Source organism: Acinetobacter nectaris CIP 110549, assembly GCF_000488215.1.
GTDB classification, from domain to species: domain Bacteria; phylum Pseudomonadota; class Gammaproteobacteria; order Pseudomonadales; family Moraxellaceae; genus Acinetobacter; species Acinetobacter nectaris.
The window spans coordinates 185,466-209,666 of the sequence record NZ_KI530712.1 but is presented as its reverse complement, the minus strand read 5'-3'; the positions used below and the strand labels follow the sequence as shown (position 1 = coordinate 209,666).

The 24,201-nt window shown below is 36.4% G+C and carries 23 protein-coding genes; 14 read left to right on the top strand and 9 right to left on the bottom strand.

Going from position 1 to position 24,201, the window contains the following annotated elements; all coding sequences use genetic code 11:
• Window positions 1–122: 122 nt before the first annotated feature.
• From P256_RS12930 to P256_RS01075, 3 genes are read left to right on the top strand one after another with little or no spacing between them, the layout of a single operon-like run.
• Window positions 123–536 (top strand): hypothetical protein, encoded by a 414-nt coding sequence (locus P256_RS12930; RefSeq protein WP_023271826.1) that lies wholly within the window; start codon window positions 123–125, stop codon window positions 534–536.
• Between the two features lie 15 nt (window positions 537–551).
• Window positions 552–1,169: a type II toxin-antitoxin system MqsA family antitoxin gene (locus P256_RS12925; RefSeq protein WP_023271825.1), complete on the top strand. Its 618-nt coding sequence runs from the start codon at window positions 552–554 to the stop codon at window positions 1,167–1,169.
• On the top strand, window positions 1,150–1,464 hold the full coding sequence (locus tag P256_RS01075; protein WP_023271824.1) for a hypothetical protein: 315 nt from the start codon (window positions 1,150–1,152) through the stop codon (window positions 1,462–1,464). The genes P256_RS12925 and P256_RS01075 overlap by 20 nt, the downstream gene beginning before the upstream one ends.
• Before the next feature lie 80 nt (window positions 1,465–1,544).
• On the opposite strand, the gene P256_RS01070 is transcribed toward P256_RS01075, so the two are convergent.
• Entirely contained in the window at window positions 1,545–1,742 is a 198-nt protein-coding gene (locus P256_RS01070) for a hypothetical protein (RefSeq protein WP_023271823.1), read from the bottom strand.
• 214 nt (window positions 1,743–1,956) lie between these two features.
• Here P256_RS01070 and P256_RS01065 point away from each other — a divergent pair, with 214 nt between their 5' ends.
• The 4 genes from P256_RS01065 (at window position 1,957) to P256_RS13335 (ending at window position 4,571) form a co-directional block, all read left to right on the top strand.
• Window positions 1,957–2,208, top strand: coding sequence for a hypothetical protein (locus P256_RS01065; RefSeq protein ID WP_023271822.1), 252 nt, complete (start codon window positions 1,957–1,959; stop codon window positions 2,206–2,208).
• Between the two features lie 2 nt (window positions 2,209–2,210).
• Window positions 2,211–3,332, top strand: a complete 1,122-nt coding sequence (locus P256_RS01060) for an ATP-binding protein (protein ID WP_023271821.1) — start codon at window positions 2,211–2,213, stop codon at window positions 3,330–3,332.
• Between the two features lie 254 nt (window positions 3,333–3,586).
• The gene (locus tag P256_RS01050; RefSeq protein WP_023271819.1) at window positions 3,587–3,871 is read left to right on the top strand and encodes an HTH domain-containing protein; all 285 of its coding nucleotides are present in this window, start codon (window positions 3,587–3,589) and stop codon (window positions 3,869–3,871) included.
• Between the two features lie 64 nt (window positions 3,872–3,935).
• Window positions 3,936–4,571 (top strand): lecithin retinol acyltransferase family protein, encoded by a 636-nt coding sequence (locus tag P256_RS13335; protein WP_023271818.1) that lies wholly within the window; start codon window positions 3,936–3,938, stop codon window positions 4,569–4,571.
• A 421-nt stretch (window positions 4,572–4,992) separates the two neighbouring features.
• On the opposite strand, the gene P256_RS13440 is transcribed toward P256_RS13335, so the two are convergent.
• The 3 genes from P256_RS13440 to efp form a co-directional block, all read right to left on the bottom strand.
• Window positions 4,993–5,115, bottom strand: coding sequence for a hypothetical protein (locus tag P256_RS13440; protein WP_023271817.1), 123 nt, complete (start codon window positions 5,113–5,115; stop codon window positions 4,993–4,995).
• A gap of 311 nt (window positions 5,116–5,426) precedes the next feature.
• Entirely contained in the window at window positions 5,427–6,320 is an 894-nt protein-coding gene (locus P256_RS01040) for an amino acid ABC transporter substrate-binding protein (protein ID WP_023271816.1), read from the bottom strand.
• A gap of 123 nt (window positions 6,321–6,443) precedes the next feature.
• Window positions 6,444–7,013, bottom strand: coding sequence for an elongation factor P (gene efp / locus P256_RS01035; RefSeq protein ID WP_023271815.1), 570 nt, complete (start codon window positions 7,011–7,013; stop codon window positions 6,444–6,446).
• 70 nt (window positions 7,014–7,083) lie between these two features.
• Here efp and epmB point away from each other — a divergent pair, with 70 nt between their 5' ends.
• The 3 genes from epmB (at window position 7,084) to P256_RS01020 (ending at window position 12,010) form a co-directional block, all read left to right on the top strand.
• Window positions 7,084–8,100 (top strand): EF-P beta-lysylation protein EpmB, encoded by a 1,017-nt coding sequence (gene epmB / locus P256_RS01030; protein WP_023271814.1) that lies wholly within the window; start codon window positions 7,084–7,086, stop codon window positions 8,098–8,100.
• A 95-nt stretch (window positions 8,101–8,195) separates the two neighbouring features.
• On the top strand, window positions 8,196–9,932 hold the full coding sequence (locus tag P256_RS01025; RefSeq protein WP_228130220.1) for a GTPase: 1,737 nt from the start codon (window positions 8,196–8,198) through the stop codon (window positions 9,930–9,932).
• Window positions 9,929–12,010: an EAL domain-containing protein gene (locus P256_RS01020; RefSeq protein ID WP_023271812.1), complete on the top strand. Its 2,082-nt coding sequence runs from the start codon at window positions 9,929–9,931 to the stop codon at window positions 12,008–12,010. Before P256_RS01025 ends, P256_RS01020 begins: the two co-directional genes overlap by 4 nt.
• 48 nt (window positions 12,011–12,058) lie before the next feature.
• Here the strand turns inward: P256_RS01020 and rpmE are convergent, their stop codons facing one another.
• The 3 genes from rpmE to P256_RS01005 all read right to left on the bottom strand — a co-directional run bounded on the left by rpmE (window position 12,059) and on the right by P256_RS01005 (window position 15,073).
• Window positions 12,059–12,283 (bottom strand): 50S ribosomal protein L31, encoded by a 225-nt coding sequence (gene rpmE, locus P256_RS01015; protein WP_023271811.1) that lies wholly within the window; start codon window positions 12,281–12,283, stop codon window positions 12,059–12,061.
• Between the two features lie 225 nt (window positions 12,284–12,508).
• Window positions 12,509–12,910: a lactoylglutathione lyase gene (gene gloA / locus P256_RS01010; protein WP_023271810.1), complete on the bottom strand. Its 402-nt coding sequence runs from the start codon at window positions 12,908–12,910 to the stop codon at window positions 12,509–12,511.
• A gap of 6 nt (window positions 12,911–12,916) precedes the next feature.
• Complete coding sequence (locus P256_RS01005; protein ID WP_023271809.1) at window positions 12,917–15,073, bottom strand: AmpG family muropeptide MFS transporter; 2,157 nt, start codon at window positions 15,071–15,073, stop codon at window positions 12,917–12,919.
• 192 nt (window positions 15,074–15,265) lie between these two features.
• On the opposite strand from P256_RS01005, the gene P256_RS01000 reads away from it, so the two are divergent.
• Window positions 15,266–17,860, top strand: a complete 2,595-nt coding sequence (locus P256_RS01000) for a Lon protease family protein (RefSeq protein ID WP_023271808.1) — start codon at window positions 15,266–15,268, stop codon at window positions 17,858–17,860.
• Between the two features lie 57 nt (window positions 17,861–17,917).
• Window positions 17,918–18,541: a LysE family translocator gene (locus tag P256_RS00995; protein ID WP_023271807.1), complete on the top strand. Its 624-nt coding sequence runs from the start codon at window positions 17,918–17,920 to the stop codon at window positions 18,539–18,541.
• A 39-nt stretch (window positions 18,542–18,580) separates the two neighbouring features.
• Here the strand turns inward: P256_RS00995 and P256_RS00990 are convergent, their stop codons facing one another.
• Together P256_RS00990 and P256_RS00985 are read right to left on the bottom strand one after the other, a co-directional pair.
• Complete coding sequence (locus P256_RS00990; RefSeq protein WP_023271806.1) at window positions 18,581–19,822, bottom strand: dihydroorotase; 1,242 nt, start codon at window positions 19,820–19,822, stop codon at window positions 18,581–18,583.
• A 10-nt stretch (window positions 19,823–19,832) separates the two neighbouring features.
• The gene (locus tag P256_RS00985) at window positions 19,833–20,849 is read right to left on the bottom strand and encodes an aspartate carbamoyltransferase catalytic subunit (RefSeq protein ID WP_023271805.1); all 1,017 of its coding nucleotides are present in this window, start codon (window positions 20,847–20,849) and stop codon (window positions 19,833–19,835) included.
• A 157-nt stretch (window positions 20,850–21,006) separates the two neighbouring features.
• Here P256_RS00985 and rlmKL point away from each other — a divergent pair, with 157 nt between their 5' ends.
• Window positions 21,007–23,211, top strand: a complete 2,205-nt coding sequence (gene rlmKL, locus P256_RS00980; RefSeq protein ID WP_023271804.1) for a bifunctional 23S rRNA (guanine(2069)-N(7))-methyltransferase RlmK/23S rRNA (guanine(2445)-N(2))-methyltransferase RlmL — start codon at window positions 21,007–21,009, stop codon at window positions 23,209–23,211.
• Window positions 23,212–23,360: 149 nt separating this feature from the next.
• Entirely contained in the window at window positions 23,361–24,191 is an 831-nt protein-coding gene (locus tag P256_RS00975; protein ID WP_023271803.1) for an alpha/beta fold hydrolase, read from the top strand.
• Window positions 24,192–24,201: the final 10 nt, after the last annotated feature.

Sequence of the window (24,201 nt, the reverse complement as noted above, 5' to 3'; positions counted from 1 at the left end):
GGGTTTATGAAAAATTTAGCTTCAGAGGTCGATGTAATAGTTTTGGTTGGGCTTATGAATGTAGCTCATACAAAAAAATTACTATTTTTTACTAGCGGTATTACTATGCAAGAGTTACCATTATGGTAAGTAAAGTACTTAGTAAGTACGGAGGTACTCCACCATCAGGCGATAATCGAAAGATTAAAACGCTTGCCCCAATTAATCCTAAAGATGAAGTTTTATCTATATTGAAAAAAAGTCTACCAAAAACAATGACTCGTAAAAGCATTGTTGATCTACAGCACCTTTCTTTTGACCTAGAAGATTTAAAAGGGTTAATTAAAGAAGCTTTGGAGAAAGGTAAATATAGAGACTCCGAATGGTGTCAAAGCAAATCAGAAAGTCCATGGTTTGCTTGTGACAGCTACGAATTAAAGAAGAATGAATATGTTGATGCTGCGCAGAAAGAATTTGAAATGAACTACTTTTTAAAGTTTTGTATCCATAAATCAGGCGATATTGTGTGTACTTTTTCATGCCACTTAAGCAACTAATATTAGGAGTTTTTAATGAAAAATAGTCCTTGTATATGCCCTATTTGTGAAGAAAATCAGCTTTTTGAAAAATATGATCGAGTATCGCAAACATATAATGGTAAAGAAAAAGGCATACCGCTTTTCTATTCTGAATGTGCATGCTGTGGATCTGAAACAGTAACCAAAGAGCAAGCAAAAAAGAATAAAAGAGAAATGATTAAGTTTAAAAGAGAGGTAGATAATCTCTTAAGTCACAAAGAGATTCGTGAGATTCGCAAAGGCTTGGGCTTAAGTATTGAAGAAGCCGGTAAATTATTTGGTGGCGGTCCCGTAGCTTTTTCTAAATATGAAAATAATGACCTTATCCAAAGCTTACCCATGGATACAGCTTTAAGACTAGCAACACCTGAATCTATTGGTAATATAATCAAAGCTAAAAAATTAGATATTCATCTAAAAGCATTCTCACATCCAACTGCGGACCTCTTGCCATTAGAGCAATATCAAACGATTCCAACTCCAGTGAAAGCATCTGCAGCAATACTTTCTATGAGTAGAAACAATACAGCAACAACAAATGATTCTATATTTTTCAATACAAACAATTTTAGAGATTCTGAGGTAAATACTTATGTCCACCAATACTCATAAAAAAGTCATCAATCTTGAACCAGTTGGTCCAATTACCGAAAAAACAAAAGGAGATAATTACCAAACTCATTATTTTGATAAAATGTCGAGCTTTGCTATTGGTTCTGATACTGCTCGCATTGGATTCGGCACACAAGAGCATAATACTGGGAAATTAGTTGAAAGCCAAACAGTTATACTTCCACTTAAATCACTGATTGAGTTATATAACTTTCTAGAAGAAACATTAAAGAATCCTGACTTACAAAATAAAATTCAAGCTGATAGAGATAATTTATTTAAAAATCTAAAATAGATATACCTCTATTTTTAAATAACCTCACCCTGTGCGGGGTTTTCTATTAGTGATACATTGAGCTAATTCTATGCAGGGTGTTAATCTATATGTAGAACCTCGCGGCAAAGTTTTAGATTTGATTGAGCATCTCCACTTATAAAGTGGCATGCGATTTGAGGAAACTGCTCTAATAATAATTTTGGATCTGTAATTACAACCCCTATAAAACGCATGCCTGTGGATGAGGATTTTTTAGTAATAGGGATTATTTTCCCATCTTGTGTAATTCCTAGCATATTCGCACCTTATAATTGAAAGAGCCCTGCACTATGCGGGGCTTTCTTTTGGGTATTATAACTTAAAAAATAATTACACTAACTAAAAACTAACTTTAATTAACTTAACTATTGACCAAAACACTAACTAAAGTTAATATATATCTCGTAGACAATAAAAAGCCCGCGACGACTCTCAAATCAAACACGGGCTTTCCATCGGAACGAGGTAATTATGAAACAAACATATTCTACTAGTCAATCGCTATATAGAGAGCCTACACAAGCCGAAATGGCTTCAACAGAACCAAGCACAGGTAAAGCCGCTCTCCTACTCTGCTCAGTTATTCTTGCCGTGTCATTCATTTACTTTGCATTTGTTCAATCAGACCGTGAGCAAATGAATCATGACTTAGCCGTTGCAACCGCTCGAGCACAACTCGCCGAATTAAATGTCCAAGAAGTACAGTACAAAGGAGATAACTAATCATGGCTTTAAATATCGTAACTTCTGACCAAGCTGTGCAAGTTAACTCAATTATCGCTTATATCTATGCCGATCCCGGTCTTGGTAAAACATCCATTGGTTTCACTGCAAAAAATGCCATTTCCTTTGACTTTGACAAAGGTGTTCATCGTGCTGGTGAATTACGCCGTGGCGCAGTAGTTCAAGTGCAGAAATGGACTGACGTATCCAATCTAACGGCGCAAGACCTCGCCTCTTTCAATACTGTCGTTATTGATACTGTGGGTGCAATGCTTGAAACGATTAAATCGCACTTACAAGCAAATAGTAAAAACTGTCAAAGTGATGGTACATTGAAACTAAAGGCTCAAGGTTTAGCAAACAATCTATTTAAGCAGTTCATCGCAAATCTAATCTCTTTCGGTAAAGACATTGTTTTTATTGCCCATGCTTCAGAAGACACTAACGGCGAGCAGATTATCTATAGACCAGACTTAGGTGGTAAAAACCGTAATGAGCTATATCGTATGGCCGATATTATGGGCTACCTAACGACTGTGAAGACAAATGATGGTAAAGATGCTCGCCTACTTAACTTTAGCCCATCTCACCATGGTAAAAATAGCGGTGCATTGGGTGAAGGTACAGGTGAAGTATGGATACCTGATTTAAAATCATCTCCTACATTCTTGGCAGACCTTATTCAACAGGCAAAAGATCATATTAATACACTTACACCTGAGCAGATTGCAGCTCAAAAAGCTTTTGCAGATTGGCAAAACTGGCAACAAAGCTGTGATGAAGCACAGCATGCCGGTGATATTAACGACTTAACAGCCTCTCTAGAAGCTTTAAGTAAAGAAAAAGAAGGTCACATGTACTACCAAAATATGCGTACGTACTTATTAAGTACCGCCAAAAATAAGCTTAAATGCTCATACAACAAAGAACATAATAAATGGATGAACCCACCTGAGTTTATTGCTATTTCAAATGAACAGCGTGATGAGCTTCAAGATATCTTGCATCAGAAAAACATGGATGTTCAGACATTTTGCGAGAATATGGGCATAGACAGCTTAATCGCAATTCCAAGTGAACGTTTTAACGATGTAAAGCAACAGCTTCTGAGTGAAGCAGCTTAAATATGGAATTGCTATGAATAAGGTAAACTTTTCAACTTTTGAAAGACTGCTAACAATCTTATCTATCATTAGAAAAGCGAAGTGCTGGATTCGTGCAAGCTCCATTTTAAGAATAATGAATGAGCAAATATCTGTTAGAACAATTCAACGAGATCTTAAGTATCTCGTTGCTAACGGCTACTTAGTTTCAAAAGCATACACATATAAATCAACTAAGAAAATAGATGAGTACTTAGATATTGAGGTCAAGATGCATGACTAAATACATGATTACAGTTGAAGGTACTATACCTCCCAAAATTATGCTTGGTGATACTATTGGAGGTGCGATTATCACTGAAATGAAAAAGTTGGATCAGGAATTAGTATCTGCAGCGTATCTAGCACAAAGATTTTCAATGTCTGTAGATACCATTAGAAGAAAGTTAGAAGTTATTAGCCAAGGCTCATCAGGAAAAGCATTATACAATTTAGCTGCTGCTCAGAAGATTCTAACGGAAAAACCTAAATCTAGAAGAGGCCCAAAGAGAGGAAATTAACCTCTCTTTTTTATTATCTTATGATATTCTAATTTGACCATAATAAATACGGATATACATTAAAATGTCACTTTTTGATATTATATTTGGATCTGAACCATCACCGTCCACACATAAAAAAAAGAGTTTTTTTGATTTAATATTAAAGTCTACAACTATTCCTACTCCTCCTCCTACCGATCCAATAACAAGACTAAAAAATATTACTGGTATTAAAGATCCTTTTACAGCAGCAGCAGATGCGGTATGTGATACAGTATTTGATGAAACAATTGAACAGCCTAAAGTTGGCAGTGTAGTTCTTTGTGGACTCTTTTTTGGAATGGCTAAACATTCGGGAATATATATTGGTTATAACCAAATTGTTCATTTAAATGGTGATGGATATATTGAAAAAGTATCTGCTAAAGAGTTTTTAAATCGATTAGACGGTCTAAATTTTTCTGTAGATATTTATGTTTCATGTCTAAATGGAAAACCAGTTGGTAGTAAAGCTGTAGCAGATAGAGCAAAAAAAATGGTTGGCAAAAAGTTAGACTACAAATTATTTGAAAATAATTGTCATAAGTTCTCTTCAAGTTGTTTAACTGGTATTGAAAAGACTGAATGTTTTAGAACATCACAGTTTCCTGATTTGAAAATTCAAACAGAGAAAATTTTAGAGTCAAATGAGTGGCTAGTTTGGCAAAGATCAAGCTAAAACTCTTAATAAAAAACATAATTTACGCCAATATTCCGCCAATTAGATATAAGTAATTGTTTTTAAACATTTGTTTAGACGTTGACATCGTAGAGGTCTCCAGTTCAAATCTGGATATGCCTACCAATATAAACAAGGTTTTACAAGCAATTTCAATGACTTGTAAGATATTTTTTAATTTTACCATGTTGCATTACATAGTCCCAAAAAACCTATTTTGTATTATGATTGTGTCAAGCATTAAGCTTATGTTCTTCTATACATTATTATCTATACTATAAAGATTTGCTTAATATTATTTATTATAATTAAGTCTATTAAAACCTTTAAATCAATGAAATACTCATAATATGAGGCTATATTATTTTATATAAAGGTATCCATCTAGGATACCTTCTAATCTATAGAAAAGACTTTTCTATCATGGACTATTTCTATCATGTGGAATTAAACCACCTTTCCCATGTGTAGGATCCGATACATTTTGTGTGGTTGTACAGGCAGTTACACAAAGTAATATTGCGATAATACTTAAAAACTTCATACTTATTCCTTTATTACTCACAAATATCATCACTTTCTAGTAGATATTCATGGCAAATAAAATATAGAGGGATAAATAAAAGACAAAAGCCACCAAATTTTAAAATTAGCAGCTCTATTTCATCATCTTTTATCATGTGGAGTAAACTATGAAGGTATTAAACACTTACTTCTGTATTTTGGCTATTGGGATATTTAAATCATAATAATTGATATTTCCGAACTTATAATATTCGGTGCTTTTATTATTCTATTTTTATAAAATGTTTTATTAAGAATAGTAGTTACTAACTACTATTCTTAATATTAGCACTATGATAAATCTACTCCATCATCATTTGGTTTTTTCTCTAACTCTTTAAATGATGAGCTTGGTAACATATTTAAGTTCATATTATTAGGTGGAATTGGTGATTGAAACCACTTCTTATACAGTTTACTCATATTTCCTGAAGTCCACATCTGTGTAATTGCATGATCAACAATCGCTTTAAGTTGAGGATTATTCTTTGCAATCATTACACCATAAGGTTCTTTGGACAAAACAGGACCTATCATTTTATAATCACTTTCATGCTCAGATTTTGCAATTAATCCTGCAAGCGTATTGTCATCCATAGCCAAACCCGTAGCTCTACCAGAAGCCAACAATGCAAATGTTTCATTATTATCAGAGCCAAAAATATTTTTAATATCTAATGTGTTATTTCTTTTCAACGCCACCATATATCGATCTGAAGTCGTTCCTTTTGTTGTTGCAACAGCCTTCCCTGCTAAACCATCAATTGTATTTATATGAGCACTATTTTTTACTGCTACTCTAACTTCAGTCATAAAATAACTTGTAGAAAAGTCAACAACCTCTTGTCTTTGTGTCGTATTTGTTGTTGTTCCACATTCTAAATCTATACGGCCTGTAAGAATATCTGGAACACGTGTCATGGGATACACAGTACGGTATTCAACACCTAAATTGGGTTTATTTAATGTTTTTTTAATGTCACTGATAACATTATTACAAACATCAATTGCATACCCCTTAGGTGAGCCATTCACTGTATAAGATATCGGCTCCGCAGCATCTCTATAGCCAACAACAATTTTTCCAGAGTTTTTTATACGCTCTAAGGTACTCTCTGCATTTGCTTGAGCAGTTACGCTACCTAAAAAGATAGATAATAATATAAATGTAATTGGCTTATTCATAATTCCCCCTATGTTCTTAAAATAAAAGTAACCAAAGGAAGCAAAAAATATACCAAAATCATATATATAATAAAAAAAGGTGCATTAAGCACCTTTTTTCTCAAGTTCTAATAGAAGTGTGAATTATGCACGCTCTAAGTAGTCACCTGTTCTTGTATCAACACGAATTTTTTCTTCTTGCTGTACAAATAATGGTACACGTACAACTGCACCAGTTTCTAGCTTCGCAGGCTTACCACCTGTTCCTGCTGTATCGCCTTTCACACCTGGATCAGTTTCAACGATTTGTAAAATGACAAAATTTGGTGCATTGACCGTTAATGGAACACCATTAAACAACATAATGGTGCATTTTTCATTTGAATCGTCTTTCAACCATTTTGCAGCATCGCCCATTGCAGTTTTATCTGCGGCAATTTGCTCAAATGATGCAGGATCCATAAAGTGCCACATTTCACCATCATTGTATAAGTATTCCATTTCTACTTCTACAATATCTGCAGACTCTAAAGACTCATTAGATTTAAATGTTTTTTCTAATACTTTTCCTGTTTTCAAATTACGTAATTTCACACGGTTAAATGCCTGACCTTTACCAGGTTTAACGTATTCATTTTCCATAATTGAACATGGATTACCATCAAGCATGACTTTTAAGCCTTGCTTGAATTCATTTGTAGAATAATTGGCCATGACTGGCTCACTCCAAACTTACTAACTTAAATAAATTAATGCTAGACTAGCATTTTTTTCAGCAAGTGGCATGATAAACTATTTGTACCAAGAGCAAAACTGGAAAACTGAACTAAGTAACTTAATTACAGACCCAAATGAGTTACTAGATGAGTTGTCGCTCTCAAAAGATCAATTATTATCAGGTTCTATCCTCGCCTCAGAAGCATTTAAACTTCGAGTACCTCGCTCTTTTGTTCAAAAAATAAAAAAAGGCGATGCATATGACCCGTTACTTCTCCAAATTTTACCTCACCATCTAGAGTTAGAAGAACATGCAGGTTATGTTGTAGACCCTCTCGGTGAAGAAGAAGCAAACCAACTTCCAGGTGTTCTACATAAGTATAAATCTAGATTTCTTCTAACCCTCACTGGCGCTTGTGCCGTTCATTGTCGATACTGCTTTCGCCGACACTTTCCCTATCAAGAAAACTTACCTAAAAATCAAGATTGGGAAAACATCAAACAATATATTGAGGCTCGTCCTGAAATAAATGAAATTATTTTAAGTGGTGGAGACCCTCTAACGCTGACCAATCAAAAATTATCGATATGGTTAAAGCGTATTGAATCTATTGAGCAGATTAAAATATTACGAATACACTCACGTACCCCTATCGTTCTTCCCTCAAGAATTGACAACGAGTTCACATATTTATTAAAAAATAGTAGGCTACGTATTATACTGGTGTTACACTGTAACCATGAAAATGAGTTAGATGACTTTACAGTTTCGCAATTAAAATCTCTCATACATCCCAATATTATGATGTTTAATCAATCTGTCATATTAAAAGGTGTAAATGATTCAGCCCAAACACTGGTAAATTTAAGTTATCGTCTTTTTGACGCTCATATCATTCCCTATTACCTTCACGTACTAGATAAAGTTAAAGGCGCTCATCACTTCGACTTAGATTCTGAGTATATTGAAAGTATCTATACTGAAGTACTTGCAAATTTACCAGGCTACTTGGTTCCTAAACTGGTTCGTGAAATTGCAGGGGAACGAAATAAGACCCCTATATATGGGAATTCAATGGCATAAGTTGGTGAAGTATGGATACTCAAAATTTATCTCCGGATTTTTTTGCGATATCAAACAAAATAACTCGTGAAACACTCAGTTTTTGTGACACAAATATGAAAAGCATACAGCAATGGGCTGAACAGCTTAATTCGTCACAACTGGGAGATTCATCTAAAGCACTACTCAATGCAATTATTGAAATCTCTGAGCTAGAATGCCAAGCTGATATTAAATATCAGCTTATTCAAATTTTACATCCATTATTAGAACAAACGATTAGCTTCTTAGAGAAAAATTTTATTTCTGGCTATATGGTCAACTCTGGCCATCAAGAAGGTGTTACTGACCTTACACAGCTCTTTAGAAGCTACCTCGCAAGAATATATAATCATATTACTTTTGAGCTTAGTGATATCTTAGAAAATACAAATTTCTCAATTTTCTCAATGCTTAAAAGGAAAAATTTACAACAAATTCGACTAATTAGTCTCTATTTAGCACTTGAGCAATTAAACCTACTGAAATATCAGCAGCTATTACTTTATAAAAGTGCAAGAGTTGGTCAATGGCGCTGTGCTCACCAGCTATATGACTTAGCCCGACAACATAACTTTGAAGATCAAGAAATAAAAGACAAAAGTAAATTTACATCGAGTATTTCATCTACAAATACAATTCTCGATTTATATAAACAGATCAATTTACTTGATTTATTAAATACACATCAACTCCGTCCTGTCGAAATCTATGAACTCTATCAATGTAGTTTTCAGTGGATTAAGCTTATTAAAGTTACAACAAAAGAAAGTTCTTTATCTAGATATGTTATTAATTTGAATAAGGACTTCCCTCCTATTATTAATAACTTCCAAAATGAAAGTGATCATCAAAGATTATTTTTAGAAACTCAAGCACTCTATGAACACATAAATCTAGTCAATCTACCGGGCCATAAGTCTCTGTCAAAGCTAGAAAAAGATAACCTTACACCATCGCTTGTATTCCACATACTTAATATATTAAATAACTCACCAGAACGACGTTTTGAACGTTATAATTTTACATCAAGTATTCAAATTACCTTTAGCCTACAGTCTGCACATTACTATCTTTCCAATGCAACCCCATTTGAAGATACGCTGCAAAAAGAAAAAGATTTTAAAGCAACCTCTGAATCTCAATTCTTATCTTCTTGGCATACAGATATACAGTCTACTTGGGAAATTGAATCGAAGCCTGAAGATAAAGTTACATCCCCAAAAAGCCATAGCTCTAAATCTAGAAAACCTATTTTAGATGATGAAAATAAACGACAGGTTTATAGCTGTACCATCATTGATATTAGTGTCAATGGTTACCGTATGAAATGGTCAGGAGATATTCCTAAACAGCTCCGAACAGGAGAGCTTATACTTGTTCAAGAGAATAAACAAAGCCCTTGGCGTGCTGGTGTTATTCGTTGGTTAAAGCAGGTGGATAGTCAACACATTGAGTTTGGTATTGAAATCCTTTCACAAGACATTACTCCATGTGCTGTTCAATTATTTGTAAATAAATCATCTACATCTTACCATCCTGCACTTCTCGTAAAAAAAGATGTTTTAAATGAAACCTCTTTATCAATTATTGTTCCTGGATCACAACTCTTTAAAGAACAGCAAAGTATTACTTTACGTCTAGGGACAGATGAAATTAAAATTTATTTAACAAATGCAAAGCTAATTAATCAAAGTTTCACACTTTTAGACTTTGATTTACTCGATGATCTTGATACAACTAAATTAAACTCTTTTATTCAGTGGCATGCTGAATCTATTAAGAAATTGGATTTATGGGACAGTCTTAAATGAGAAATTCTTTTTTACCAAACAAGCTAAAACATTCTGAAATACGATTGCTCATTATTGATGATAACCAAATCCGGTATAATCAAATTACTCAATTACTTTTAGATAAAAAACATACTGTCGAAGCAACATTACTCGATGATCTTCAGAATTTTGAAAAAAAACTGAATCTATCTTGGGACATTATTCTCTTTGGTCGTGCATATGACTTTAAAGTTGAGCAAGCAATTACACTCATACAGGCTTCTCAACAACCACAAGTTCCTCTTCTTCTATTAAATCCAGAAGACTATAGCTCGGAACAGTACATTTCATATATTAATAAAGGCGTTTATGATCTATTTAATTTAGATTATCCTGATCGGTTTTATGTCGGCTTGCTACGTACTTTTTCTTTTAGTAAAACCATTCAATCTCAACATAAATTAGAAGAAGAACTAGAACGGTTTGATGCTCAGATTAAAACTACTGCAAAAGAGAACTCAAATGCCGTTGCCCTCATACAAGAAGGTATTCATATGGAGGCAAATGAAGAGTATTTGAAGCTTTTCCATCTAAATAATGAAGATGAAATTATTGGTCTTCCACTATTAGACTTACTACAGCCTGAAGATATTCAGACATTTAAACAAAGCTTTAAGAAAGTAAATCAACCTCAACCTTCTGCAGAAAGCTTTATTGTTCAATCCAAAAATATTGCATTAAATAATCGTGAACTTCATCTAAATTTTATTCCTAATAATGAAAATGATGGTTTACGTCTAATTATCAACCAACAAGATGCAACAAAAGAAAGCAGTTCAGCAAATATCAGCTATGAGTCTATCAACCATAAAATTAAAAATGAAAATTTAGCATTTAATACCTTAATTCTTCTTTCTTTAAATATATCTTCTGATGAAAGAATACATCTGTCTCAGCTTCCAACAAATGAAGTTGAAAAATATATCAGTGCAATCAATACCTTTTTGCATGAACAAATTCAGAATGCCGTCGTAAAGCTTACACCCTCTACTTATATTGGCTTAGTACAAGCAAGTAATGAAAGTCAGCTTCACTCTAAACTAATGAGTATTGAGCATCTTAGTAAAGAAAATCTTATTGAAATTAATCAAAACAATTACACTATTTCATTTTATCTTGGGGCAACTACGCTTACGAAGCCCATTGAATCACAAGAGCAGTTCAATCAACATTATATTCAAGCATTAAGTAATCCTTTATCATTTAAAGAAAATACAGAAATTACCTCTGAGATTAAATTTAGTGCGGATATCGAAATATCTGAAATTAGCCAAGCTGCATCGTCAACATTTGTCGTTGAAGAAAAAATTATTGATAATATTAAACAGTCGTTGGCTGATGGAAATATTCATCTAAAATATCAACAGCTCTATGATAAGCTTGATGCTCAACTATATACTTATGAAGTATTTAGCGGAATTATTCATAAAAATGAATGGTTAGATTTAATTGCTTTAGATGATCTACGTGAATCTCAAGCACTGTCTGTTATTCTAGACCGTTGGGTTATTGTAGAAGCATGTAAGCAACTCAGTAATTATTCTGTTCAGCACCCTGAAACTAAGCTTATTATCAACCTAAATACACAAATTTTATCTGGTGGTGATCAGCTTATTCCCCTATTGAAGAAAATACTTTCTATGCTTAGCCATGCGAGCAGTAATTCTCTCATTCTGAAATTTAGTGCACCAGATATTATTGCCACAGATTTGGCCTCACATTCAATATGGCAGACACTACAAAGTATGGGAATTGAAATTGCTCTTCGTCAGTTTGGGACGAATATTCAGACACATAGTCAATTACTCGAAAAATTACAACCAAGCCTATGTTACTTAGATGATCAACTTACACTTGCGCTTGATCATGAAGAAGACTTAGAAAAACTACAAGAGCATCTCACTTATTACGCTGAACGAAGTGAAAGAACAAACTTTGTTCTTAATCAGCTAAATAGCATGAGTACTTTTGCTAATGCTTGGAATGTAGATGCTCGCTTCTTACAAGGAAGCTATTTCCAAAAGAAACTAGATAGACTACTCGATAAACAAGACTAATAAAAAAACGGGCTATATGCCCGTTTTTTAAACTCTATTTCTAAAGTATTAACGCTTGATAGAGCGAGACATACCAGAGAAACGTTGTTTGAATTTGTCAATACGACCACCAGTGTCAACACTCTTTTGCTTACCAGTGTAGAATGGGTGGCATGCTGAACATACGTCTAAGTAAAGTGTATCTTTACCTACTGAAGATTTAGTTTCAATAACGTTACCGCATGAACAAGTTGCAACTAATTTTTCATATTTTGGGTGAATACCGGCGCGCATGGTCGATTACTCCTAGGTTAAGAAAGGCTACGCTGTCATCGCAATTGACCGCTCTCTAATATTAGAGGAAAGGTATTCAAAGAATACAGGCCAACACCATAACAGACCATTCTTTTGGGCCCACCGAAACACATTTGGCTAGGGCTAGGCTCAACAAGTGCAACTATTATACGCGCTTTTATTTACATTAGCTAACTTTATTTCTAAGTTTCTAAAGTGCAAAATTTAATTATTTCTTGCATTATGATCTTGCTGAATCAATTCAACTTTATAACCATCAGGATCTTCAACAAAAGCTATTACTGTTACGCCACCTTTCATTGGCCCTGCTTCACGAACAACACGGCCACCTTTTGCTTTAATTTCATCACATGCAACATATGCATCATCTACACCAATAGCAATGTGACCATATGCATCACCTAAGGTGTACTCGCTCTGATCCCAGTTATATGTCAGTTCTAATACTGTATGTGAGTCTTCATCACCATAGCCCACAAATGCCAAAGTAAAGCGTCCTTCTTCATAATCACGCTGACGCAGTAGTTTCATACCAAGTACTTCAGTATAGAAAGCCAATGAACGCTCTAAATTGCCTACACGTAACATAGTATGTAACATTCGCATAATTGCTTATCCTTTTTCAGTTTTAATCGCTTCATGCTCTTTTAACAATTTGGCAACCCATAAGACCAATACAAGAATAGGAATTCCTAGTACTGCTGTCATTAAGAAAAATTTAGGATAACCGATATGAGTCACTATTGTGCCTGAATAGCCACCTAAAATTTTGGGTGTTAGTGTCATTAATGAGCTGAATATTGCATATTGTACAGCAGTAAAAGATACACTGGTTAAACTTGACAAAAATGCAATAAAAGCAGCACCTGCAAGTCCTGAAGCCAAATTATCAATCATAATTGCAAAGTAAAGCCATGTAGAGCTATATGACTTTATAACTTTCCCTTCAACTCGAATAGACTGCGCTTGGTCTACATTCACTACACTCAGTGGCTTAATATCTACATCAAGATCAGAATTTGTTCGTGAAGACACTTCATACTGTAATTGTGTTTTTGCAATTTCGGTATTTGCTTGGTTGTATAAAGCTGCCTCTATAACAGGATTATTCTGTGATGCTAAGTATTGCCCATCAACTGCCACAGAAAAATTACCATGATTGTCTAACTTTGCAGGAAAGTTACGTTCACCAATATGAATGACAATACGGCTATCACTACGATCTGAAGAGCCAATATAATACTGTCCTTTGATGACAATCTCTTTAGCAATAGAGTTTTGGTTTAAAACATTCTGATGTGGAAGGGGCAATAGCTGTATTTGTTTTTGAGAATCTCCACTCAATAAAAATGGAAGTGATGCTTTTATAACACTTTCAGGCTTTGTTTGATAAGCAGCCTCGACCAAAATTGCATGTTCATTTTTGAAGCCAGAGCTTGGAATATCTACATGCCAATATCCAACATCATCAGGTTGTGCTGTAAAAGATTGCTGTCCAAGTTGAATATGTACATCACTGAGAGGTTGACCCGACTTTACAAGACCAATAAACATTAAATTTGTAGCGCTTGCAAAAATAGCACCAATGAACATCAATCTCATAATGTTAAAACGTTGCGCAAGCAATCCACCTAGAAAACCACCCAGTAACGAGAAAATAACACCATAAACTTTCACTGCTTCAGCAATTTGCTCTTTGGTAAAGTTTAAATCTTGATAAAATACATTTGAAATTACACCAGCAATAATATCTGATATACGATAAAACCCGATAAGTAAAAGTAAGAAAAGCGCAAGCTTAACGCCATAGCGTTGAAAGAAGTCTTGTACTGGCGTAATCCATGTATCTATCGCCATTTTCTTCTTTACTACACCAAATTTAACAAGGCATGCACCTATGCAAAGTGAAATTGCCACAGAAAGAAGAAACCGAAACATTTCAATTAAAAATAATAATGCACCATCATGAATAGCCCATAATTTATTTAATGACTCGACAAGTTGTCCAAAATAAATATAACTCACAACAAAACTAGAAACTGCAATGAAAAACACCACAACTAGACGTAAATAATCGGTAGTTTGATAGTTTTTATGATTTCTTTGCACATTGGGCTCACGAATAAATAGCGTCGTAAGTACACCAATTAGCATGACTCCTGCCATAACCAAATAAGTATATTTCCAAGCACTATAAATATAATTACCCTTTGATGTACCTAGCCATCCTGCAAGAAATAAAGCACCTGCGCCTGCAACAATCATTCCTATTCGATAACCTGCATTATAGGTTGATGCAAGCACAGTTTGCATTTGTGCATCACCAAGCTCTATTCGGTATGCATCAATAACGATGTCTTGCGTTGCTGCTGAAAATCCAAGTAAAACCGCACCAACGGCCATCTGAACGAGATAGCTACTCCCTAAAGAAGGATCTGAGCATGCCATAATTGCAATAGATGCAATAATTAATAGTTGCGCAATAAGCAACCATGCTCTACGTCTACCGAGTATTCTTGTTAAAATTGGTACAGGAAGCTCATCAATCAATGGTGCCCAAACAAATTTAAATGAATAACCTAATGCAGCCCAACTAAAAAAAGTGACTGCACTTTTATCTACCCCTGCCTCTCCCAACCACAACGATAAGCTCGAAAAAATAAGTAAAATTGGAACGCCTGCTGAAAATCCGAGAAAAAGCATAATCAAAGCACGGCGATCTAAAAATGCCCGAAAGGCCTGAGCCCAGTCTTGGCTAGAAGTTTTCATCTTATCTGTCAGTAATATTTAATATATAAAACTGATATTCAAAACTTTTCTCTGAACTGTTGCAACCGTACAATTGTTAAATTTATTTTTTTCACTTCGTTTTCTTGATCTTTAATATAAAATCTGTATACCTTTAATGGAACCAATTCATGTTTAGTTTTGGATTTCTTACTTACTCATAGATGTGATCAGATGAATTCAGTATTACCAGTAAACACCGTGACAAAAAACTCAGAACTCCAACATCCTTTGAAATCCGCTTTTGATCAATCAAGTATTCAAAAAACACTAAAAAAGACGGCTTTAAAACCAGAACAACTCACACATATACCAAAATTAAATAAAATACCTGCTTCTACACGACGTATTAAGCCTCTAAATAATTTTTTAGGGCAAGACCGCGCACGTGCTTCTGTTGAGGCAGGAATTGCTTTGCCTTATTCAGGCTATAATATCTTTGCTGTAGGTACAGCAGGCCTAGGTAAGCGTACAATGATTAAGCGCCTACTCAAACAACATGCTAAAACGATGCCTACACCTGATGACTGGGTATATTTAAATAACTTTGTAAATGCTAGACAACCTATTGTTCTACGCTTCCCTGCAGGTCAAGCCAATAAGTTTCAGAAACAGCTTGAAGAAACATGGCAAACCATGTTGAAACACTTAGAGCGCCGTTTTAGCTCTGAAAACTATCGTGAATGTATCGAAAAAATTCGTCAGCAAACTGGGAAAGAACAGCAAGAAGCGCTCATAGAACTCACCAAAGAAGGTGAAACAATGGGCGTAAAGCTTGTTTCACGTAATGAACAAAATTGCTTTGTTCCTGTTCATGTTAAAGACAACGCAGTTCATGAAATTACACAAGAAGAAATCGATGCACTTAGCCACGAAGAGCGTGCAGAAATTTCAACAAACCTCCGTTATATGGATAAAAAGCTAGAACGATTAGGCTTACACTTAGGTGACCTTGAAGATGATGCACGAGATCGCGTTTCAGACTTAAATAAAGAAGTTGCCCAAGAAATTGTTATTCCTAAAATTGAGCAAATTTTAAAGAAACATAAACATGTCGAAGGTCTACACCACTATTTAGAACATTATGCCAATGATGTGATCGATCATGTTGAACTTATTTTAGAGCAGAATGAAGATGACTTCTCACCTGCTCAATTCAGCCGAATTCCTTCACGCTATCAAGCCAATGTGATTGTAAGCAACACCCCAAATAGCGGTGCGCCTGTTATCTTTGAAGACTTTCCGACACATTACAATCTGCTCGGTCATGTAGAACAGCTCACACAAAATGGAACGATTACCACTGACTTTACACTGATTCGTCCGGGTGCACTACACCGTGCAAATGGTGGCTTTCTCATTTTAGAAGCAGAGCATTTGCTCGAACAACCTTATGCATGGCAAGGTTTAAAACGTGCATTAAAATCAGGACAACTCAAACTTTCTTCACTAGAACATATGCTTACCCTAACAGGTAGCATATCTATTGAACCAGAGTCTGTTCCACTACAGCTTAAAGTTGTTCTACTTGCAGAACCTGAAATTTACTATGAAATTTTAGAAGCCGAACCTGAGTTAGGCAGCGTCTTTAAAATACGTGCTGACTTCACAGATACACTTGAGCGTAATGATGAAAATGAAAAAGCATATATGCAACTCATCGCAGATTACGTACAGGTCGACAAATTGCTTCCTTTTGACCGTTCTGCACTCTCTGCACTATTAACAGACTCGAGTCGACAAGCGGAAGATCAAAGCTCTCTTTCTCTACACGCATCCACCTTGGGCGATCTTATTCGAGAATCACATCATCATGCCTTACAGGCCAATGAAAAAACTGTAAGCAGTGAACATATTAATATGGCATTGCAACATCGCCAATATCGTTTGGGCTACTTACGAGAACTGTACTGGCAAGATTTAACACGTGGTACACAGCTTATAGAAACTCAAGGACACCGCTTAGGTCAGATTAATGCACTTTCTGTCATTCATTATGCAGATGTTGAGTTTGGTCTACCATCAAGATTAACAGCATCTGTATATCAAGGTGGTGGAGATATTCTAGATATCGAGCGCAGTGTCGAACTGGGCGGCTCATTGCATGCTAAAGGTGTACTACTCATGTCTAGCTTCTTAAAAGCACATTTTGGACGTGAGCAAATTTTACACTTCTCTGCTGCTTTAGCATTTGAACAAAGCTATGGACAAGTCGATGGTGACAGCGCTACCGTCGCGGAGCTTTCAGCTCTCATTTCTGCAATTAGTCAATTACCTATTGACCAGTCATGGGCAATTACAGGCTCTATGAACCAACTTGGGCAAGTTCAACCAATTGGCGGTGTGAATGCAAAAATTGAAGGTTTTTATGATGCCTGCCGTCTACAAGGATTTACAGGAAAACAAGGTGTCATTATTCCTTGGCAAAATATGCAACACCTCATGCTACGTCAAGATATTATTGATGATGTGAAAGCAGGTAAATTCCATGTGCATGCGATAGAAACCATTGACCAAGCACTTGAAATTTTAATGGCACAACCTGTTGGTCAATTGGATAAAAAAGGTGAATACACCAAAGGTTCAATTTATGCAGCAGTAATGGATCAATTAAACTATTGGCAAGCCATTGAAGATGGTGAAATTGAAGAAGAGGAAGAAAAACCGAAAAAGAAGAAAAAAGAATCTAAAAAGAGTCCAAAGACGAAAGAAGCTGCTGTAACTGACAATTCAACCGTTTTTAAACGCATAAAGCGTAAAAAGAAATAAGTACTACCTCATCAGGGCATTGGTGCAAGAGCAATGCCCTTATTCTTTTAGGACACCATGATAACACTAAACTTTTTCTACTTTCTTGCGACAGCGCTTGTCATTAATTTAACGCCTGGCCCTGCCATGCTGTTTATTATGAATGAAAGCATTATCAATGGTAGAAGATCTGCGATTAAAGCTGCTCTTGGTATCGAGCTAGGTGTTTTATTTTATGTTGCTGCGACTGCATTTGGTCTCTCTTTCTTCTTTCAGACCTTTCCAATTATATATACATGCCTAGAAATCGTAGGTATTTTGTACTTAATGATATTAGCCCTCAAATCTTGGCCTAGAAAAAAAGTAGCACATACTTCTCACACCTATCATATAAGAACACAACCAAAGTATGTTTTTCTAAAGGCCATGCTAATTACACTATTAAACCCTAAAATTGGATTATTCTTCTTCAGTTTACTGCCTCAATTTGTCCCACAGCATGCAACCCATGTATGGCCATACTTATTCGGCTACGGTATGCTTTTTAATTTAAGTGGGCTCTGTGTCAATATAAGTATGGCTATACTTGCACAGCATTACTTTAGCCGTTTTAGCCATTCAAGCCCTTATCTTTCATATATTCCACCATTATTATTTTTAGTGATTGCATTGTTTGCAGGCTATCAAGTATTAGACAAATAAAAGCCCATATTCCTGATGAGATCTATGGGCTTTTGCAATTTATACTTGCGGATAGAAAGTTTCCACCACACGACCTGTCATGGTGTGACCAAGTAACGGCGTATTCTTCCCTTGAGAAAGAATTGAATCTTCGGTTAACTCCCAAGACTGTTCTGGATCAAGCAAAACCCAACCAGCAGTCGCCTGCCATTGTTCAACCATATTCGAAACCATTGCAGGTGCAAGTGTTACTTTTTCTACCCACTCTAACGGCGTAAGTACATTTTCTTTAACAAGTTGAATGCCTAATGGTAAATAACTATCAAAAGCACTGATACCTGCTTCAGTCTCGGCAAAAGGTGCGAGCTTGGCTGAACCACTTAAGGGTTCATGATGCGTACAAATGGCATCAATGACACCCGTTTTCACCGCTTCCCTTAGCTTCTCACGATCATTTAATGCACGTAGAGGTGGTCTCACATGTGCCAAAGCGTTAAATCCATCAATTAGCTCGTCAGTCAGATGCAATTGATGCATTGCCACATCTGCGGTCACAGGTAACCCTTTTTCTTTTGCAGCTTGAATTAAATCTGCAGATGCACCACAAGACAACAAACTAAAATGTGCTTTTACACCAGTTGCTTCAATCATTAATAGATATTTTGCAACAGCAACCATTTCAGCCAATGGCGAAATCATGGGCAAACCCTGACGCGACGCAACAAAGCTTTCATGCACACAGCCATCTTTCGCAATCTGTGGCTCTTCTGCATAAAATACAACCGTTAAATCTAACCCTGCTGCATATTCAAGCGTACGTAAAACCACATCATCATCAGCAAAAGGTGCATTTGCATTCGATACAAAACGACACCCTCCTTTTTTAAGCCCTGCCATATTTGCAGGCTGCTTTCCTTGTAAGCCTTGGGTCTGTGCCCCAATAATTGCAAGGTGGATTTTGCCATCATTCCATGCTTTTTCAACCAAGCCATGAATCAACGCGCCGTTGTCTTGCACGATTGGTTTTGAATCTGGTGGTGTTAAAATATGTAAAATACCTGCCGAACGTGCGGCTTTGCCTTCCGAAGCAAGTGTTCCATGTTGCTGCTGTCCCGGTTCTCTTAAACGTGCACACAAATCGACCATACTTGGCATGAGCCATTTGCCCTGCCCATCAACCACATGTGCAACTTCTTTTAAGTGAGAAACGCGCTTACCATTGTTAAGATATACCGTTTCAATTGCATCTGTCTGTGTAACAGGATCAAGGATGCGTACATTTTCAATTTTTACAGTTGTCATGTTTTATTCCTTAAAGTGCAATTGAATCGATTAGGCCTTGCTCTTGAAGCTGTCCTTGCATAGACAATGCAAGTACAGCCATACGCACAGCAATACCGTTGGTTACCTGATTTAAAATCACTGCTTGTGATCCATCCGCAATCTTAGAAGTAATTTCTACACCTCTATTCATAGGCCCCGGATGCATCACGATACAATCAGGCTTTGCCAGTGCCAATCGTGCATCATTCAAACCATACATCTTGTGAAACTCAAGTTGAGAAGCAAGTGCGGGCGAGTCAATACGCTCATTTTGAATACGTAAAGTCATAATCACATCACAGTCTTTCACACCTTCGTTCATATCTTTAAATAAACGCACTTCACTCCCATATTCTTCAAAACCATATGGCAGCAATGTATTTGGTGCAATCACACGAATGTCACGACATCCAAGCGTTTGTAATGCAGCCACATCCGAACGTGCGACACGTGAGTGTTTAATGTCACCAATAATTGCGACACTTAACTCTTCAAAAGGTTTTTTTGTTTCTCGACGAATCGTCAGCATATCAAGCATGGCTTGTGTTGGATGCGCATGACGACCATCCCCTGCATTAATAATTGCGACATTCGGACAAACATCTTTGGCAATAAAATGCGCCGCTCCCGATGAGGAGTGGCGCACGACAAAAATATCAGCTGCCATGGCTTGTAAGTTCCAGAGGGTATCTCGTAATGTTTCCCCCTTAGACGTACTTGATCGGGCAATATCAATATTTAAAACATTGGCAGAAAGGCGCTTTGCAGCCGCTTCAAAAGTTGTTCTTGTTCTCGTAGAATTTTCAAAGAAAAGATTCATCACCGTTTTACCTTCTAAAACGGGAGATGTAATTAATTGGTTATTATCATTAATAAAAGTTTCGGCTGTATCCAATATTTTGGTCAAGGTTTCTTTCGATAGCCCTTCGATCGTTACAAAGTGTTTCAAATGACCATATTGGTTAAGTTGAATCTGACTTGGAGTATGCAATTTTGCGAAATGCATCAATGATTCCTTTGTCTTGCGCTAAGTTGACATATTGTATCGGAAAATAAAAATAATTCGCAGTCATCTCCATGTAAAAAAGCCACAAATAACACAAGCCAAAGTAGGGCAAAATGCGTTAAAATCCTCGTTTGCTTGTTTTGGTTTGGAAGTTTGCATGAATTCACCGCAACGTTTATCTACTTATTGGGTTACTTGTGCCGATGGCTTAGAGCTGTTATTAGAAGAAGAAATTGCTCAATTCGGTGCGACCGATGTAGAACGTAAAGCTGGTCGTTTAATTTTCAAAGGAACGTTAGAGACTGCTTATCGTATTTGCATGTGGTCACGCCTTGCATCTCGCGTTGTCATGCCAATTTATGAGCATGCAATTGAACATTCACATGACGTCCGTGATGTGGCAGAAGAGCTATTTGAAGGTGCTGTTAACTTTGACTGGTCTTTAATTTTTGCACCACAAAGTACATTTGCGATTCGCCTTCACGTAGAGCGTGACATTAAAGTAAATACGCAATTTGCCACCCTACGTGTCAAAGATGGTGTGGTCGATAGTTTTATGGAAACTGTCGGACGCCGTCCAAGCATCGACATTAAACAACCTGAAATTACACTCTACATTCTTGCAGGAAAAACAAAGCATTATTACTGCTTAGATTTATCGGGTGACTCTCTACATAAACGTGGCTACCGTCAGGTCATGACAGATGCACCGATTAAAGAAAATTTAGCTGCTGCAATTCTACACAAAGCAAAATTAAAAGATCTTCAGCCGAACCTTGTACTCGATCCAATGTGTGGCTCAGGTACATTTATTATTGAATCACTCATGATTCTGACCGACCGTGCACCCGGTTTAGTAAGACGATTTGGTTTCAATGGTTGGCATGGTCATGACCATGAGCTTTGGATGAGTTTAAAAGCAGAAGCTACACAAAGACATCATGATGCACTCGAAAAACCATTACCGAAATTCTATGCATATGATGCCGATTGGGATGCTGTAAAAGCAACTCGACAAAACCTTATTGCAGCAGGTTTTGAAGGTATTTTAGATAACATTAAAATTGAAGAACGTACACTAGCGGACTGGCCTGCTTTTAATTTAGAAACCGATGAAAAAGCATTTATTGTGACCAACCCACCTTACGGTGAGCGTTTAGGTGACAAAGCATCAAATCGCGCATTATATTTAGGTATTTCTGCTTTACTTCAAAAGGCTTTCCCTAACCAACATGCTGCGGTTATTGCTGCACAAATTGAACAGGCCGATGTACTGGCATTTGATGCAACGCAAACATTACGTTTAATGAATGGTAAATTACCAATTTATACGCGTTTTGGGCAAATCAAACCACTGCTAAACAATCAGCCATTCCTTGCTAAATGGTCTAGTCAACCTGTTGAAATTGAAGGTGCGCAGGACTTTGCCAACCGCTTGCAAAAGAATATGACAGCTTTGAAAAAGTGGGCTGTGAATGAAGGCATCTATTGTCTACGTTTATATGATGCAGACTTGCCTGACTTCAATGTTGCAGTTGACCTATACGGCGACCGTTTACATGTTCAAGAATATGCACCACCAAAACAAATCGACCCTGAAAAAGCAAAAAAACGTTTTAACCTTGCACTGGCTGCCATTCGTGCTGTCACAGGTCTTAACCGTGATGCCATATTCATTAAGACACGTGCGCGCCAATCGGGTAAAACTCAATATGAAAAACAAAGCACTGCATCTAAACGCTTTGTAGTTAAAGAAGGTCGTGCCAACCTTTTAGTCAACTTAACAGACTATCTAGATACAGGTCTGTTCTTAGACCATCGTCAAATGCGTTTACGTATTGCACAAGAAGCCAAAGGAAAACACTTCCTGAACTTATATAGCTATACATCCACAGCTAGCTTACATGCTGCTTTAGGTGGTGCTGCGAGTACAACCAGTGTTGACCTTTCAAACACGTATTTAAACTGGTCTAAAGAGAACTTTGTTTTAAATGGTTTGACTGTAGACCATGCAGATGAACAACATATGTTCTTTGCTAGCGATTGCTTCGATTGGCTCAAAGAAGGTCATGAGCAATATGATCTCATCTTTATTGATCCACCAACCTTCTCTAACTCTAAGAAGTTCTACGGCACATTTGATATACAACGTGACCATTTGTCTTTACTTAAACGTGCGATGAATCGTTTAACGACAGATGGTACGTTATATTTCTCAAATAACTACCGTGGCTTTGAGATGGATGAAGAAATCGAAGGTATGTTCGATGTTGTTGAAATTACCAATGAAACAATTGGGCAAGATTTCAAACGTAACCAAAAAATCCATCGCTCATGGAAAATTAGACATTTCTCTGTATAAATAATAAAAAAAGCCGAATCAACTGATTCGGCTTTTTACAACCTCTACACAAAATAATAATGGCGATGTAAAGAGAACTGAAAGAAGTTTGTTGTAACCTATTCCTTATATAAAAATATTTAAAAGTTAAAATAACGAAGGAGTACAACATGAGCTATATAACAACTAAAGATAACATACAAATTTTTTATAAAGACTGGGGACCTCGCGATGCACCTGTGCTATTTTTTCATCATGGTTGGCCATTAAGTTCAGATGACTGGGACAACCAGCTTCTTTTCTTTGTAGGTCAAGGTTTCCGTGTTATTGCACATGACCGCAGAGGACATGGACGCTCTACACAAGTATCCGATGGGCATGATATGGAACACTATGCAGATGATGTAGATGCCGTGATTAGCGGTTTAAAAATTGATAAAGCGACTCACATTGGACATTCTACAGGTGGTGGTGAAGTTGTTTATTATCTAAATAAATATGGTCAGGAAAGAGCATCGAAAGCTGTACTGATTGCCGCAGTTCCCCCACTCCTTATACAGACAGATAAAAACCCAAATGGTGTACCAAAAGCGGTTTTTGATGACTTTCAAAAAAATCTAGCAACCAATCGCTCTGAGTTTTACTACAGCATCGCTTCTGGGCCATTTTATGGATACAACAAAGAAGGTGCAAAACCATCAGAAGCAATTATATTAAATTGGTGGCGACAAGGTATGATGGGCGGTGCAAAAGCACATTATGATGGTATTGTTGCCTTCTCTCAGACGGACTTCACCTCACACTTAAAGTCACTCACAATCCCTGTACTTGTCATGCACAGTAAAGATGATCAAATTGTTCCATATGAAGTATCTGGTCTCAAATCTGCTGACCTATTACCGAATAGCTCACTCATCATGTATACAGAATTTCCTCATGGTATGCCAACCACAGAAGCTGAAACAATTAATAAAGATTTATTGGCTTTTATTCAACAATAATGCATATAAA

Coding starts and splice junctions, on each gene's coding strand:
- P256_RS12930 (WP_023271826.1), top strand. CDS start 123: ATGGTAAGTAAAGTACTTAGTAAGTACGGAGGTACTCCACCATCAGGC.
- P256_RS12925 (WP_023271825.1), top strand. CDS start 552: ATGAAAAATAGTCCTTGTATATGCCCTATTTGTGAAGAAAATCAGCTT.
- P256_RS01075 (WP_023271824.1), top strand. CDS start 1,150: ATGTCCACCAATACTCATAAAAAAGTCATCAATCTTGAACCAGTTGGT.
- P256_RS01070 (WP_023271823.1), bottom strand. CDS start 1,742: ATGCTAGGAATTACACAAGATGGGAAAATAATCCCTATTACTAAAAAA.
- P256_RS01065 (WP_023271822.1), top strand. CDS start 1,957: ATGAAACAAACATATTCTACTAGTCAATCGCTATATAGAGAGCCTACA.
- P256_RS01060 (WP_023271821.1), top strand. CDS start 2,211: ATGGCTTTAAATATCGTAACTTCTGACCAAGCTGTGCAAGTTAACTCA.
- P256_RS01050 (WP_023271819.1), top strand. CDS start 3,587: ATGACTAAATACATGATTACAGTTGAAGGTACTATACCTCCCAAAATT.
- P256_RS13335 (WP_023271818.1), top strand. CDS start 3,936: ATGTCACTTTTTGATATTATATTTGGATCTGAACCATCACCGTCCACA.
- P256_RS13440 (WP_023271817.1), bottom strand. CDS start 5,115: ATGAAGTTTTTAAGTATTATCGCAATATTACTTTGTGTAACTGCCTGT.
- P256_RS01040 (WP_023271816.1), bottom strand. CDS start 6,320: ATGAATAAGCCAATTACATTTATATTATTATCTATCTTTTTAGGTAGC.
- efp (WP_023271815.1), bottom strand. CDS start 7,013: ATGGCCAATTATTCTACAAATGAATTCAAGCAAGGCTTAAAAGTCATG.
- epmB (WP_023271814.1), top strand. CDS start 7,084: ATGATAAACTATTTGTACCAAGAGCAAAACTGGAAAACTGAACTAAGT.
- P256_RS01025 (WP_228130220.1), top strand. CDS start 8,196: ATGAAAAGCATACAGCAATGGGCTGAACAGCTTAATTCGTCACAACTG.
- P256_RS01020 (WP_023271812.1), top strand. CDS start 9,929: ATGAGAAATTCTTTTTTACCAAACAAGCTAAAACATTCTGAAATACGA.
- rpmE (WP_023271811.1), bottom strand. CDS start 12,283: ATGCGCGCCGGTATTCACCCAAAATATGAAAAATTAGTTGCAACTTGT.
- gloA (WP_023271810.1), bottom strand. CDS start 12,910: ATGCGAATGTTACATACTATGTTACGTGTAGGCAATTTAGAGCGTTCA.
- P256_RS01005 (WP_023271809.1), bottom strand. CDS start 15,073: ATGAAAACTTCTAGCCAAGACTGGGCTCAGGCCTTTCGGGCATTTTTA.
- P256_RS01000 (WP_023271808.1), top strand. CDS start 15,266: ATGAATTCAGTATTACCAGTAAACACCGTGACAAAAAACTCAGAACTC.
- P256_RS00995 (WP_023271807.1), top strand. CDS start 17,918: ATGATAACACTAAACTTTTTCTACTTTCTTGCGACAGCGCTTGTCATT.
- P256_RS00990 (WP_023271806.1), bottom strand. CDS start 19,822: ATGACAACTGTAAAAATTGAAAATGTACGCATCCTTGATCCTGTTACA.
- P256_RS00985 (WP_023271805.1), bottom strand. CDS start 20,849: ATGCATTTCGCAAAATTGCATACTCCAAGTCAGATTCAACTTAACCAA.
- rlmKL (WP_023271804.1), top strand. CDS start 21,007: ATGAATTCACCGCAACGTTTATCTACTTATTGGGTTACTTGTGCCGAT.
- P256_RS00975 (WP_023271803.1), top strand. CDS start 23,361: ATGAGCTATATAACAACTAAAGATAACATACAAATTTTTTATAAAGAC.